Origin of the sequence: Streptomyces malaysiensis subsp. malaysiensis (genome assembly GCF_040653035.1) — a bacterium.
GTDB classification, from domain to species: domain Bacteria; phylum Actinomycetota; class Actinomycetes; order Streptomycetales; family Streptomycetaceae; genus Streptomyces; species Streptomyces malaysiensis.
In genome coordinates, this window is sequence record NZ_JBEZNG010000023.1 from 124,113 (window position 1) to 138,270 (window position 14,158).

General features: G+C 71.6%; 14 protein-coding genes. 10 read left to right on the forward strand and 4 right to left on the reverse strand.

The features are described from left to right. Positions 1–115: 115 nt before the first annotated feature. The 4 genes from AB0E24_RS35010 to AB0E24_RS35025 all read left to right on the forward strand — a co-directional run bounded on the left by AB0E24_RS35010 (position 116) and on the right by AB0E24_RS35025 (position 4,285). Entirely contained in the window at positions 116–1,942 is a 1,827-nt protein-coding gene (locus AB0E24_RS35010) for a DUF8832 domain-containing protein (RefSeq protein WP_359383223.1), read from the forward strand. Further along, a complete protein-coding gene (locus AB0E24_RS35015; RefSeq protein ID WP_232636900.1) occupies positions 1,939–2,385 on the forward strand; it encodes a FixH family protein in 447 nt (148 codons plus the stop codon). Before AB0E24_RS35010 ends, AB0E24_RS35015 begins: the two co-directional genes overlap by 4 nt. Positions 2,386–2,518: 133 nt before the next feature. Then, entirely contained in the window at positions 2,519–3,676 is a 1,158-nt protein-coding gene (locus tag AB0E24_RS35020; protein ID WP_359383226.1) for a hypothetical protein, read from the forward strand. Between the two features lie 36 nt (positions 3,677–3,712). Beyond that, positions 3,713–4,285, forward strand: coding sequence for a hypothetical protein (locus tag AB0E24_RS35025; RefSeq protein WP_217489149.1), 573 nt, complete (start codon positions 3,713–3,715; stop codon positions 4,283–4,285). A 99-nt stretch (positions 4,286–4,384) separates the two neighbouring features. Here AB0E24_RS35025 and AB0E24_RS35030 read toward each other — a convergent pair whose 3' ends face one another. Beyond that, positions 4,385–4,963 carry a TetR/AcrR family transcriptional regulator gene (locus AB0E24_RS35030; protein WP_251770205.1) on the reverse strand — a complete coding sequence of 193 codons (579 nt, stop codon included), beginning with the start codon at positions 4,961–4,963 and terminating at the stop codon, positions 4,385–4,387. 79 nt (positions 4,964–5,042) lie between these two features. On the opposite strand from AB0E24_RS35030, the gene AB0E24_RS35035 reads away from it, so the two are divergent. Further along, positions 5,043–5,816, forward strand: coding sequence for an oxidoreductase (locus tag AB0E24_RS35035; RefSeq protein WP_093703089.1), 774 nt, complete (start codon positions 5,043–5,045; stop codon positions 5,814–5,816). Between the two features lie 36 nt (positions 5,817–5,852). Continuing rightward, the gene (locus tag AB0E24_RS35040) at positions 5,853–6,221 is read left to right on the forward strand and encodes a VOC family protein (protein ID WP_359383231.1); all 369 of its coding nucleotides are present in this window, start codon (positions 5,853–5,855) and stop codon (positions 6,219–6,221) included. Between the two features lie 22 nt (positions 6,222–6,243). Here AB0E24_RS35040 and AB0E24_RS35045 read toward each other — a convergent pair whose 3' ends face one another. The 3 genes from AB0E24_RS35045 to AB0E24_RS35055 all read right to left on the reverse strand — a co-directional run bounded on the left by AB0E24_RS35045 (position 6,244) and on the right by AB0E24_RS35055 (position 8,129). Further along, complete coding sequence (locus AB0E24_RS35045) at positions 6,244–6,681, reverse strand: SRPBCC family protein (RefSeq protein WP_359383234.1); 438 nt, start codon at positions 6,679–6,681, stop codon at positions 6,244–6,246. A gap of 341 nt (positions 6,682–7,022) precedes the next feature. After that, positions 7,023–7,484, reverse strand: coding sequence for a DoxX family protein (locus AB0E24_RS35050; protein WP_359383237.1), 462 nt, complete (start codon positions 7,482–7,484; stop codon positions 7,023–7,025). Between the two features lie 129 nt (positions 7,485–7,613). After that, complete coding sequence (locus AB0E24_RS35055; RefSeq protein ID WP_069861652.1) at positions 7,614–8,129, reverse strand: EF-hand domain-containing protein; 516 nt, start codon at positions 8,127–8,129, stop codon at positions 7,614–7,616. 278 nt (positions 8,130–8,407) lie between these two features. Here AB0E24_RS35055 and AB0E24_RS35060 point away from each other — a divergent pair, with 278 nt between their 5' ends. From AB0E24_RS35060 to AB0E24_RS35075, 4 genes are all read left to right on the forward strand, one after another. Further along, positions 8,408–9,514: a LacI family DNA-binding transcriptional regulator gene (locus AB0E24_RS35060; RefSeq protein ID WP_232564362.1), complete on the forward strand. Its 1,107-nt coding sequence runs from the start codon at positions 8,408–8,410 to the stop codon at positions 9,512–9,514. A 227-nt stretch (positions 9,515–9,741) separates the two neighbouring features. Further along, a complete protein-coding gene (locus AB0E24_RS35065) occupies positions 9,742–11,340 on the forward strand; it encodes an FAD-dependent oxidoreductase (protein ID WP_069861653.1) in 1,599 nt (532 codons plus the stop codon). Positions 11,341–11,462: 122 nt separating this feature from the next. Next, positions 11,463–13,595 (forward strand): hydantoinase/oxoprolinase family protein, encoded by a 2,133-nt coding sequence (locus AB0E24_RS35070; RefSeq protein ID WP_359383242.1) that lies wholly within the window; start codon positions 11,463–11,465, stop codon positions 13,593–13,595. Next, on the forward strand, positions 13,592–14,158 hold the full coding sequence (locus AB0E24_RS35075; protein ID WP_359383245.1) for a hypothetical protein: 567 nt from the start codon (positions 13,592–13,594) through the stop codon (positions 14,156–14,158). The genes AB0E24_RS35070 and AB0E24_RS35075 overlap by 4 nt, the downstream gene beginning before the upstream one ends.

Sequence of the window (14,158 nt, forward strand, 5' to 3'; positions counted from 1 at the left end):
TCCCCACGGGAAAACATTCCTGCCTCCGGGGGAGGCGTTGTCCCCCGCACGGGGGAGATGGCGTACCACGGTTGCGTGACGACACGCGCGGGGCGCGGTTTCTACTGTCTGCCGCGTGAATGACAACGCACCCCCCACATCCGTCGGCAGCGGATCCACCGGCCGGATTCACCCCGGCACCTCATGCGCGGCGCGCGTGGTCCGCGTGGTGGCGGCCGTGCTCTGTGCGCTGGGCCTTTCCGCCGTCGCGGCATCCCCCGCGCGGGCGGATCCCACGGCCGGGGGCGACCTCCAGGTGGCACAGACGCTCGGCGACCGCGACCTGACCTTCATGCTGCGGCGCGTCACCGGGCTGCCCGGCCCCCTGCACGTGGATGTGCTCACCCATCGGGGCACCGCCGCGGGGACCCTGCGCCTGGGCGCCGTTCCCACAGGTGTGTCGGCGGACCGGGCGGAGGGTTCCTCGGCCGGGACCACCACCAGCAGGGCCTCGGTCAGGCTCGGCGGCACACCGGGGTCCTACGGTGCCGCCCTGGACATCGATCGAGCCGGTCCCTGGGAGCTCGTCGTCGATGACGGATCCCGCACGTCGCGGATCCCTTTTGTGGTGCCCGGCCAGGCCACGTCTCCGCCGGAACTCGCCGTGTTCGGCGGCTTCGTCACCGCCGGGGTGCTCATCCTGGTGACCCTGTTCGTCGCCGTCAGGGTCCGGCGCGGCGCCTGGGTGCTGCTGCCGGCGGGAGGTGTCGTGGCCGCGCTCGCGGTAGCCGTCACCGCCGCACTGCTGTCCGCCTCCCTGCCTCCGCCGCCCCAGCCGGGCGGGCAGGTGGACGCCACGAACGACAACGTCACCGATCCCTACGCGGTCGTCCGGCCGGTGACGAACGACTACTCCCGGCCGCCCGTGTCGCTGGAGCTGGGTTCGTACCCGGCCACGGCGGGGGAACGGGGCACACTCCGGCTGAGCGTGACCGACGGCGCCACCGGCCTGCCCGCGGACGACCTCGTCGTCCACGACGGCGCCCTGATGCACCTGCTGGTCATCGGGCCGACCGGCGAGCTCTGGCACCTGCACCCCATACGCACCGCGCCCGCCACCTACGAGGTCCGGTTGCGGCTGCCCGCCGCCGGCCACTACGCCGTGTCCGCGGAGTTCGCCCGCCTCGGCGGCGGGGTCCAGCAGGTGCGTTCGGCCACCGGCCTGACCGTGGCCGACGGCCCCGAGCACAACGGCCCCGCGCGCGGCGGCTCTTCCCGTAACGGCTCCGCGCGTGGCGGCGCCCCGGCCCTGCCCGCCGAACTCACCCCGCAGGGGCCGGGCACGCGGACCATCGAGGGTGTGCCGGTGCGCCTGTCGGCGCCCTCGCCCACGGCGGGAGAGGCGAGCACCCTGACCGCGCGCATCGGTGACACACCGACGCTCCAGCCCTGGCTCGGCATGGTCGGCCACATGATCGTGGTCGGGCCGCTCGACAAGGCGGACGCGACCAGCCCGACCCGGATGGGACAGGCCGCCCAGGGCGCGCCCGTCTGGGCTCATGCGCACTCCATGGGTGGCGATATGAGCGGCCACTCCGCACACGACATGCGAGCCGCTCCGGCCCACGACGCGGACGCCATAGGACACGGAGACGCGGGTGGCATGGAACACGGAGACGCCGACGCCATGGGACACGGAGACGCCGACGCCATGGAAGACGGACACGAGACGGGTAAGGGAGACGGACACGGGGCGGGTACGGGTTCGATGAGCGGGCTGATGCCCCTCAACGGCGACAGTCCCGCGGACGAGACCGTGGCCGCCTACGGGCCGGACGCCTCCTTCGTGTACACCTTCTCCCGTCCCGGCTACTACCGTGTGTGGATTCAGGCCGAGCGCGACAGCGCCGTCCTGACCGTCCCTTACCTCCTGCGTGTGTCCCCGGCGGGAGGAGCGAGGTGAACGCGCTCGGCAAGACCCGCGGCACCCCCGCGGCCCGGTTCCTGTACGGAGCCGCCGCGGCCCTGCTGACGGTGTCCCTCACACTGGTGGCCGTCGGGTTCCTCCCGTCCTGGACGGATGAGGCCGTCTCGCTGACCGGCGGCAATGCCACCGGCGAAGTGACACTGACCGTGGCCAGGCCCCGCACCGGCACCACGGACATCGACATCCGTCTGACCTCGCGCCGGGGAGAAGGGGGTGGACATCCGTCCACCGTCACGCTTCAGGCCGTGATGCCCACCCATGGACACGCGACGCCCGCGGCACACGCACAGGTTCACGGCCCGGGGAGCTACTCCACCTCCGTCCACCTGATGATGCCGGGGCGATGGACCTTCCACGTCAGCGTCGACCACGGCACACGGAGCGACCAGTTCGACTTCCCCCTGGCGATCTCCGGCTGAACGACCGGCCGCACAAGGCCGATAACCGACCGGCCGCACAAGGCCGACAACCGACCGGCCGTACAACGCCGGTGACCAACCGGCCGCACAGCGCCGGTAACCGCTCTCGCACGGTCATGAGAAAGGCATTCCCGTGGACACAGCACTACCCCTCACCGGTGTCGGCAGCGCACCCCGGCCGTCCCCCGCTGTCCGCGTCTCCCGCGACAGCCGGACCGGCCCCATCGCCGCCAACACCGTCCTCGCCGGGACCATGACGTCCCTGTTCGGCCTGAGCTGGGACATCCAGTGGCATGTCGACGTCGGCCCGGACACGTTCTTCACGCTCTCCCACCTCATGCTGTACTCCGGCAGCGCCCTCGCCGGTATCGCCAGCCTGACCATGGTCCTGATCGCGACCGCCGCCCAGCGCGCCGGCCGGTCCGTGGACCAATTTCCCGGTGGCAAACCCGTACGCGTCTTCGGCGGGGTCTTCCGGGCCCCGCTGGGCTATCTGATCGCGGGTACGGGAGCCGCACTGTTCCTTCTCTTCGGGCTTCTGGACCTGTGGTGGCACTCGCTGTACGGCTTCGACGCCGTGCTGGACTCGCCACCCCATATCGGGCTGTTCCTGTCGATCTCCTTCACCATGGTGGGGAGCGTCATCGTCTTCGCCTCGGCGCGCGACACCCGTTGGGGCCGAGCGGGGGTGATCCTCAGCATCCCCGTGCTCATCACCTTCAGCCCCATCACGACGAAGGCGTTCGACGCCCTCCCGCTGCCGGTCGAACCCGATCTCGTCGGGAACATCGTGTTCTCCACCCTCCTGCTGATCATGGGAACGCTCACCATCGGCCGGTGGAGCACCGCACTGACGACCGCCGCGACCCTCGGCGCCCTACAGATCCTCCTATGGTGGTTCTCCCCGTGGGCGGCCCATGTCTACGCCGACGCGAGCGGTCTGCCGCTGCGCGACAACCTTGGCCACAACCCGCCCGAACTGCCCTCCGAGATCCCGGTGTTCATGCTCCTCGCCGCGGCGGCCATCACCGCACTGCTGAGGCTGAGCAGGAAGCGGGGCTGGTCGGGCCGTATCGCACCACAGATCATGGGCGCCGGAGGCGGAGCCGTGATCGGCCTCTCCCTTCCCGTCCAGAGCGCCCTGTTCGGCGAAACCGGCCCGACCGCGGCCGAACTGCTGACGATGACGGCCGTGGGCCTGGTGACCGGCGCCCTCGCGGGCTATCTCGCCGCCCGGCTCGCCGTTCTGCTGCGCGAGCACTCCACCGCACCAGCCACGAAGGGCCGATGACCCATGCGCTCCTCACGTTCACCGCTACTCCCCGCCGTGGCCTCCGCGTCCCGGTGGGTGCGGGACCACGCACGCCGGCTGGTGCTCGCGGTGGCCGCCGCGTTCGCGCTGGTGGCGGTGTCGACCGCGCCGGCCGCGGCGTACGCCCCGGTGGGCGTCGTCCATACCGAGCGGGTACAGGCGGGGCCCTACACGGTGACGGTCGGGTTCTCCGAGTGGCCCCTGCGGGCCATGCAGTCACTCGACTTCACCTTCGTACCCGACGGCGGTATCGCGGGGAAGGACGGCACGCTCACTCTCGACGGGCCCGGTCTGGACGCCGACGACCGGGAGACCCCGCTGGTCAGGCATCCCCGTAAGCGGGATGTCTGGGGCCTGGACGTCCAGGCCCTGCCGGAATCCGGCACATGGAGCTTCACGTTCGACATCGACGGTCACGCCGGTCATGGGCGCGGCACCCTGCGGGGTGTCAGTGTGCTCGACCAGCCGGGCCCGCCGCTGTCCATCAGCTGGGCCGTCTGCGCGCTCCCGCCCGCCGGGATGCTGGCCTACCTCGCCGTGGGCTGGCGGCGCAACAAGCCCTCCGAGAAGGTGGCCACACTCATCTGATCAGCTCCCGCCGTCCCGACGGTGCGCGAAGCCCGCTGGCGGGGAGGAATTCCCGGCTCGGCGGGCTTTCGCGAGCGGGGAGGGGACTGCCGCGTCGGCTCAGCCCGCGTGGTCCGCGCCGAACCGCAGACCGTCGACGAGGATCGCCGTGATGCGCACGGCTTCGTCCTGCCAGCCCTCCGTGGTGTGCATTCCGCAGATGCCTCCCAGCGCGCGCAGCACTGTGCGCCCGCTGACGTCGCCACGGATGGTGCCGACCGCCGCGCCCGCCTTGAGCAACTGGTCGAGAGCCTCCGCCATCTGCGTACGGGAGTCGTCGAAGACGGGTGAATCCGTCGCCATGATGCTCTCCAGCGCGACGGCCATTCCCTTGCCCACGGCCGCGTGCTCCACGAGCAGCAGCAGGAAGTGGCGCAGGGCCTCCTCCGGGGCGCTACGGGCGAGGAGTTCCGCGGGTGCGGCGCACAGTTCGTCGACCTCCTGGCGGTAGACCTCCTCGACGAGGGCTTCGCGGGTCTCGAAGTGGCGGTAGAGCGTCCCGACCGCCACTCCGGCCCGCCGGGCGATCTCTTCCACATGGGCGTCGGCCTCGCCGGTGAGGAACGCCTCCCGTGCCGCGGCCAGGAGCGCTTCGCGGTTGCGCCGCGCATCGGCGCGCAGCGGACGTGACGACGGCAACAGTCCTCCATAAGGTGAATCGGACTCCGCTTGTGTATGGTTTCCGGAGTCGGGTTCATCTTACTGGAGGAGCACTTCCATGACGGTTCCGGAAGAGGGGCTCAGCGGCCTTCGGGTGCTGGTCACCGGTGGCAGCCGCGGTCTGGGCGAGGCGACCGTCCGTCGATTCGCCGCCGCGGGCGCGACGGTGCTGACCGCCTCGCGTGGCACGCCTCCGGGGGATCTGCCCGCCACCTTCATCCCCGCGGACCTCGCGACGGACCAAGGAGTGGCGGAGCTCGGCAGACGGGTCCTCGACAGCGTGGGCGGGGTGGATGTCCTGGTCGACAACGCGGGCGCGGCGAGCGCCCCGGCGTCGACCCTCGAGCGGTCCGACGACTCATGGCGTGCGGACCTGGAGATGAACCTGCTCAGTGCCGTCCGGCTGGACCGGATTCTGGTGCCGGGGATGGTCGAGCGGGGTTCCGGCGTGGTCGTGCACGTCTCGTCGATCGCCAGCCGCCTGCCGCAGCGCACCGAAGTGTCCTACGCGGCGGCGAAGGCGGCACTCAACGCGTACAGCCGTGAGCTGGCGACCGAGGTGGGCGAGCACGGGGTGCGGGTGGTGTGCGTCCTGCCGGGGTTCGTGGCCACCGAGGGCGCGGTCGAGCACCTCCGGCACCTCGCCGATCGGCAGGGCGTCGGCATGGACGAGGTCACACGGCAGATCGTGGATCACCTGAAGGTGCCGATGGGGCGGCCCGGCGATCCCGAGGATGTGGCGGAGATGATCGCCTTCCTCGCGTCCGGCCGTGCGAAGTGGCTCACGGGAGCCGAGTTCCGGGTCGACGGCGGCATCATCCCGGTGGTCTGACATCAAGCCCGAGCGGGGGAGTACGGAGAAACGAGCATGAACATCGACCTTGGCGCAGTGATCATCGACGCTGCCGAGCCGGACCCCGAGAGCGCGTTCTGGCACCGGCTGCTGGGCGGATCGATCGCGAAGACCGCGACCCACCACTTCCTCCGGATCGACGGGTTCCCGGTCCTCGTGATCCAGCGGGCCGAGGGGCATGTCCCCCCGAAGTGGCCGGACGGCGACTCGCAGCAGATGCACATCGATCTGACGACGGACGACCTGGCGGCGGCGGACAGACTGGCGCTCGACGCGGGCGCACGTCGGCTGAACCCCACGGACGACGTGGACCCCGCGGCGCAAAGCGGCGGCCGGGTCTACGCCAGCCCCGCCGGACACCCCTTCTGCCTGCGCTCGGCCTGAGCCGCGTCGGCCTGTCCGCGCATCAGTGCCTACTGCCCTCCGCGTGCCTGGCGAGGCCATCGGCCATGCCTTGCATGAAGCGTGTCAGGTACCAACGCCAAAAGGGGCCGGACAGCGGCAACTTGGGGGCGAAGCGTGCGGACCAGACGATGTCGGTGCCGCCGCCATGTGACCGTGTCAGTTCGACGGCGCCTCGGTAGAACCGGAACGGCCCGTTCACATTCTCGTACGCGAACTGCTTGTCGGTGATCAGCTCGACGATTCGCTCATGCGAGACGGCCCTGCCGGTACGGAAGATTCTGATGTCCCCGGCCCGCTGCGGATCGCCCGGATCGCCGACTTCGACCTCCGCGGCGTCGATCCGCGACCACAGGGGCCACGACCCCGGCCGGAGCAGGATCGAGAAAACGGCGTCGGGGTCGGCGTGTGAATGCGCCGTCACGGTGTAGGTGTATGCCACCGCTTGACCGTAGGGCCGCGTTGACGTGCGAGGACATGCGTCGGATTGCGACATGGCGATCAGTTCTTGCGGTGGCCCGGTGGCCCGGTGGCCCGGTGGACGGGTGGGCCGGTGGGCCGGTGGGCCGGGCGTGGTCGAGGTTGCGGCGCGCTACACTCGACCTTGTCGTGCTCGCCCGAACTTCGGGCAGCCGGTCACGCGTTGGTAGTCCAAGGCAAGACGCCCCGCTTCCTGCGGGGAGATGCAGGTGCAAGCCCTGCCCAGCGCTCAGAGGGCGAGCCCACTCCGCATGCGGAGTGGGCTCGCGCCATTTCGCGGCACGGTTCAGGGCCGCCGCGGCCCTATCGAGCACGGTGTGAGAGCTGCCCGAGGAGTGTGGCCGTGGCTCGGCGGCGACCGTAGGCGATCCCGCCGAGGATCACGGCGATGATGAGCGGGGTGTACCAGTAGGTGGTGTCCAGGTAGGCCCATGTGAAGATCTCGGCGCCCACCATGAGCCCGGTCAGGGCCAGGGCGGTGAGACCGGCCAGGCGTGGGATCAGCAGACCGATGCCGCCGGCCACTTCCAGGGCGCCGACCAGGTACATAAACCAGTCGCCGTAGCCGATCTGGTCGAATGACTCGGCGGCGGCCGACATCCCCGCCAGCTTCGGGAGGCCGCTGCCGACGGCGAAGAGCAGGGCGAGGGCGATCTGGCCGGTCCACAGCGCGATATCGGCCCGACGGGAGACGGCCGACGACGGGGCGGGGCCGGTGGCGGTGTGGGCGGTGTCGGCGGTGGTGTTGGCGGAGTCAGTGGTCATGACGGTTCCTCGTGGCTCGGTGGGCAGTGCGACGGCAAGCGCGGTCATCTGTATGACCGCGGCCGCGGGCAAAGCTCATCGGTCCTCGCCATGGCCACTTGGCCGACTCCCGTTTCGGGCCGCCGTGCCCTAGACCAGGAGGTCGCCCGGGATGCCCGCCTTGTCCGGGGCGTAGTAGTCCTTGATCCCGGCCACCCAGGTCGCCACCTGGATCCGGTCGTCCGAGGGGCCGAAGGCTTCGAAGAGGGCGTCGATGTTCGCGCGTTGGAAGCCGATCGCCCGCATCAGCGCGACGAACCTGGGGCGTTCGATGAGCCCGTCGCCGTCCGGGTCGCCGAGCGCGGCGAGCGCCTCGGCGAACACGCCGATCGTGGTGTCGAAGCGCTCGGGCGAGAGCACGCAGGCCACGTACTCCTCGTAGCTGACCTTGCCGTCGTCGTTGGTGTCCAGTTCGGTGACCAGGGTCGTCCAGTACTGGCGGAACGCCGCGCGCATCGCGTCCTTCGCCGCTTCGTCCGAGTCGGGCGCGGCCTCGACCACATTGCCCGCCATGAGGTCGAAGTCATCGGCCTCGAGGATGCCGTTGCCATTGGCGTCGAACAGGGAGAAGACGTGTGCGACTCGCTTGGTGGCCTCAGTGCGCATGGTTGCTGTCACCCTTCGTCGGTCCATCACGGCTGCCTCGCTCACTATTCGGCCGATGGCGTCCCCATGTGATTGGCATCTCTCCTTATTCACCCGAAAGGTGGAAGTGTGCTGAATCCTGTGTGATTCCCGCGCCAGGGGCCGGTGCCGGATGCGGTGCCGCCCGACGGAAAGTTGGCGCACAGGTCTTGACCCGTTCCGTACGGCACCCGCAGAGTGCTCGGTAATGCGCATAGGTAATGCGCATTACCAAAGCGACGGCGAGAAGGAATCAGAACGTGGAGCAGTCGAGGAAGCGGGCGAAGCCGGGGCGGAATCCGGGCTCGGGCAGCCGTACGTCACGGCCGCGGCAGGCCGAGGTGGCCCAGCTCGCCGGAGTCTCGCAGGCCACGGTCTCGCTGGTGCTGTCGGCCCGTTCGGACGGCAAGGCGGCGACGATCTCCGAGGAGACCCGGCAGCGCGTCCTCGACGCCGCCCGCAGCCTCGGGTACGCACACGACCCGGCAGCGCGGCGGCTGGCCGCCGCCCGCAACAACCTCCTCGGCGTCTTCAGCTTCACCGCGACGTTCCCGACCGATGTGCAGCACTCGTACTACCCGTTCCTCGTCGGAGTGGAGCAGGAGGCGGCCGCCCGCGGCTATGACCTGGTGCTCTTCACCGGGTCGAGCAGCGGCGGGGCGGGCGCGGCCGGGCCGGACGCGTTGAGCCGGGTGCGTCTGGCCGACGGCTGTCTCTTCCTCGGCCGCCATGCGCCGGTCGCCGAGCTCAAGCGGCTGGTGGCCGACGGTTTCCCGGTGGTCCACCTGGGCCGCCGGGAGGAGTTGGAGGGGCTGGCCTGGGTCGGCGCCGACTACGTCAGCGCCAGCCGCGCCGTCGTGGAGCACCTGGCGGCGCTGGGGCACCGGCGCATCGTCCTGGTGCGCGAGGCCGACGACGCCCCGGCGTCCGCCGACCGCCAGCGCGGCTTTCTGGAAGGGCTGGCGGCCGTCGGTGGCGAGGCGGGCCCGGAGGCGGTGCTGCGCTGTGCCGACCCGGCGAGCGCGGTGACGGCGGAGCGGGTGCGCGCGCTGGTCGCGGACGGGGTGACGGCGTTCGTCGCGGAGGAGACGGACACCGGCGCGGCCTGGCGTGCACTGGACGCCGCCGTCCGGGAGGCGGGGCTCAGCTGCCCCGAGGACGTCTCGCTCGGTCTGCTCGGCAGCCCGCCGCCGGACCTGGCCGCGGCACCCGTGCCCACCGGGTTCGATGTGCCCCGGCATCAGCTCGGCGCGGCAGCCGTCCGGCTCCTCGCCGCCCTCGTGGCCGGTGAGGAGGCCCAAGAGCCGCTGGTGGCCTGCGAGTTCCGTACCGGCGCGACGGCGGGTCCACCCGGCCGACGGCCATGAAGCCCCGGACGGACGAGCACCACAGCTCTCGCATCCGACGACGAACACCACGCCCGCACGCGACAACGAACACCACGCTCGCGCAGGACAACGAACACCACGCTCGCGCAGGACAACGAACACCACGCTCGCGCACACGGCGACGAACCCCACAGCTCGCACGTGACGACGAACCGCTCGCACACGGCGATGAACACCACAGCTCGCACACGACCCCAAGGAGCACAGTGATAGCGGAACCGGACATCCTGATCGTCGGTGGCGGCCTCGGCGGAGTCGCCGCCGCGCTCGGCGCCTGCCGGGCGGGCCGACGTGTCGTGATGACCGAGGAGACGGACTGGATCGGTGGTCAGCTCACCGCGCAGGCGGTGCCGCCGGACGAGCACCCCTGGGTTGAGCAGTTCGGCACGACGGCGTCGTACCGGGCGCTGCGCGAGGGAATCCGGGCCTACTACCGGCTGTGGTACCCGCTGCGCGCCGAGGCGCTGGGGCTCGCCGACCTGAACCCGGGAGCCGGCCGGGTCAGCAAGCTGTGCCACGAGCCGCGGGTGGCGCTCGCCGTGCTGGAGGGCATGATCGCCCCGTACCGGGCCGCGGGTCTGCTGACCGTCCTGACCGAACACCGGGCCGTGTCCGCCGAGACGGATGGCGATGTGATCCGCGCGGTGACCGTGCGCGACCTGCGCGGTGGTGGGCTGACCACGTTCACCGCCCGATATGTCCTCGACGCCACCGAGACCGGTGAGCTGCTCGAACTCGCCGGGGTGGAGCACGCCAACGGGGCCGAGGCGCGGGACGAGTTCGACGAGCCGCATGCCCCGGCCGAGGCGCGGCCGGACAACCAGCAGGGCATCACCGTGTGCTTCGCGCTCTCGCACCACGAGGGCGAGGACCACACCGTGGAGCGGCCCGAGGACTACGACTTCTGGCGTTCCTACCGGCCCGACTTCTGGCCGGGTCCGCTGCTCGGCTTCGAGGCGCCCGACCCGCGCACCCTGGAGCCCGTGCCCCGTACCTTCGTACCCAACCCGGATCTCGACCCGCTGGCGGTCAGCGCCGACCAGAGCGCCGACGCCGGGGACAAGGAGCTGTGGGGGTTCCGCCGGATCCTCGCCCGTGGGCTGCACCGGCCGGGCGCCTTCGGCTCGGACATCACCCTCGTCAACTGGCCGCTGAACGACTACTGGCTCAAGCCGTACATCGGCCAGGAGGCCGAAGCCCTGCGCGAGGCACGCCAGTTGTCGCTGTCGGTGCTGTACTGGCTCCAGACGGAGGCGCCGCGTGTGGATGGCGGCACCGGCTTCCCGGGGCTGCGCATCCGCCCGGATGTCACCGGCACCGCGGACGGTCTGGCCAAGGCGGCCTATGTGCGCGAAGCGCGGCGTATCAAGGCGGTGACCACCGTCGTCGAGCAGGACGTCGCGATCGATGTGGTCGGCGCCTACGGCACGACCCGGTACCGCGATTCGGTCGGGGTGGGCGGTTACCGCATCGACCTGCACCCCTCCACCGGTGGCGACACCTACATCGACATCGGCTCCGTGCCGTTCGAGATCCCGCTCGGCGCGCTGGTGCCGCGCCGGATGCGGAACCTGCTGCCCGCGGGAAAGAACATCGGCACCACCCACATCACCAACGGCTGCTACCGGCTGCACCCCGTCGAGTGGAACATCGGCGAGGTCGCGGGCGCGCTCGCCGCGCACTGCCTGGACGCGGGCGTGGAGCCCCACCAGGTGCAGGCCGAGGACAAGCGGTTCGAGGAGTTCGGCCGCCTCCTGGACCGGGCGGGGGTGCAGCGCCGCTGGCCCGACGTCCGCGGCTACTGACCCCGTCCGACGGCTCTTCCCGCCCCCGTTCCCCCAGCCCTGTCCGCCCCCTCTCTCTTCCCTCTCTTCCGGTCCCCGTCTTCGTCAACCCAAGCACGTCAACACACAAGGAGGTGCCCGCCATGACTCCAGACCGCCGCATCCGCGTCGGCATCGACGTGGGTGGCACGTTCACCGATGCCGTGGCGGTCGACGCCGCCACGCTCACGCTGGTGGGCCAGGTGAAGGTGCCCACCAGCCACCACCACGAGGACGGCGTCGCCCACGGCATCGTCCAGGCGCTGGAACAGCTCCTGGCGAAGGTCGACCGGACGGCGGGCGACGTGGTGTTCCTGGCGCACGGCACGACTCAGGCCACCAACGCCCTGCTGGAGGGCGATGTGGCCACGGTCGGGCTGATCGGGATCGGCAGCGGGCCCGGCGCGGTGATCACACGGCGGCTCGCCGCCTTCGGTAAGCTGGAACTCACCCCCGGCAAACGGCTTCCGCTGGCGTACGCGCATGTGGCCGACCCGACCGAGGAGGCCGAGGTGCGCGCGGCCGTGGAGCGGGTGCGCGCCGAGGGGGCCGAGGTCCTCGTCGCCACGGAGCCGTTCGGCGTGGACCGGCCCGATGGCGAGCGGGCCGTGCTCGACGTGGCGCGGCCCACGGGGCTGCCGATGGCCGCCGCCCATGAGATCACCTCGATGTACGGACTGCACAAGCGGACCCGGACGGCGGTGGTGAACGCCGCCATCCTGCCGCGGATGCTGGCGACGGCCGATCTGGTGGACTCGTCCATCGCCAAGGCCGGGGTGACCGCGCCGCTGATGGTGATGCGCTGCGACGGCGGGGTGATGTCGCTGGACGAGATGCGCCGGCGGCCGCTGCTGACGATCCTGTCGGGCCCGGCGGCGGGCGTCGCCGGGGCGCTGATGCAGGAGCGGATCAGCGAGGGGGTGTTCCTGGAGACGGGTGGCACCTCGACCGATATCAGCGTGGTGCGGCGGGGAAAGGTGGCGGTGCGCCACGCCACGATCCTCGGCAAGACCTCCTATCTGAGCGCCCTCGACGTCCGCACGGTCGGGATCGGCGGCGGTTCCATGGTGCGGGTCTCCGACGGGCGGGTGGTCGGCGTCGGTCCGCGCAGTGCGCATATCGCGGGGCTGCCCTACGCCTGTTTCGCCACGCTCGACGAGTTGCGGGACGCCCGGGTGGCCACGGTCCGGCCGATGGCCGGTGACCCGGACGACTACCTGGTCCTCGACGCGGCGGGCGGCCGGTTCGCGGTGACGATGACCTGCGCGGCGAACGCGCTCGGGCGGGTCGGCGAGGAGGACTTCGCGCGCAGCGACCAGGAGGTCGCGCGGGCCGCCCTCGCCCCGCTGGCCGCCACGCTCGGCACGGATGTGGCCGGTGCGGCGCGGGCGGTGCTCGACGCCGGAACGGAGCAGGTCAGGGCGGTGGTGGACGCGATGATCCGCGACTACCGACTGGACCGGGACACGGCACTCCTGGTGGGCGGTGGCGGTGGTGCGGCCGCGGTGACCCCGCATCTGGCCGCCTCCGCCGGGATCGAGGGGCGCATCGCCCGGCACAGCGAGGTGATCAGCCCCGTGGGAGTGGCGCTGGCGCTGGTGCGCGAGCAGGTCGAGCGCATCGTGCCCGGCGCCACCCAGGAGCAGATCCTCGCGGTACGCGCCGAGGCCGAGCGGGCCGTCGTCGCGCAGGGCGCCGCCGCCGACGGTGTCGAGGTGGAGGTGACCGTCGATCCGCAGACCAACACCGTACGGGCGGTCGCGACGGGCGCCACCGAACTGCGCACCCAGGACCGGGCACACCGCGCCGACGCCGATGAGCGGCTGCGCGCCGCCGCCACCAGCCTCAAAACACCCGAGACACATGTGCGGACACTGGCCGGCACGGACGCCTACACGGTGTACGGCACCGAGGTGCGGCGCCGGTTGCGGGCGGCCCGTCACCCGGTTCGGGTGGTCGACGCGGACGGTGTGGTGCGGCTCGGCGCGGCGGACGCGCGGGTGGCGACCATGACGGTGGAGAGCTCGGGCGAGGCGCTCGCCGCGCTGGTCCGCGATGCCACCTCCTACGGTGACGGCGGCGTACGGGCCCCGGCCGTGCGGCTCCTGGTGGGCGGCCGGATCGCGGACCTCTCCGGTGTTCTGGAGCCCGCGGCGCTGCTGGCCCTGGCCCGCACCGAACTGCGTCCGCGCGGCGCAGGGGAGCCGGTCGTCGCCGTTGTGGAGTCACGGACATGAGCGTCGCGGACATGAGCTGTGACCCGGATGTGGACCTCGCGGTACGCCTGCTCGGGGGGACACCCACGCACGAGGGCCGCGATCCCGCGCTGCTGCGCCAATGGGCCCTGGCGGCAACGGAGTTCGGCCGCCGGATGACCCCGCGGGCCGAGGCCGTACGGATCGTGGAGCGGGACGGTGGGCTGGACGCCGGGCTGCTGGCCAGGTACCGCTCCCGGCCGCCGGTGGTCGAGGTGTACACCGACACCGTCGAGCGGGCCGAGCGGCTGGTCGCCGAGCGCGGCTGGCGCCACTGGTTCCCGGAAGGGTCGGTGCGCGCCGCCGCCCTCGCCCATGAGCGGGCACACGTCTGGCTCCACCACGCCGAGGTGCGCGCCGAGTTCAAACGGACGCTGGGCCATACGGCGCTGCGGTTCGGGCGGCGCCGACTGTACGCGTATGTCGCGGGCGCGGACGAGGTCGCCGCGCACGCCTACGCCCATGCCGCGTGCGGCCTGGGCCGCAGCCCTCTGCTGCTCACGGAGGCGCTGGCCGCCGCCGTGTCCTGCGAAAGCGAGAACTGA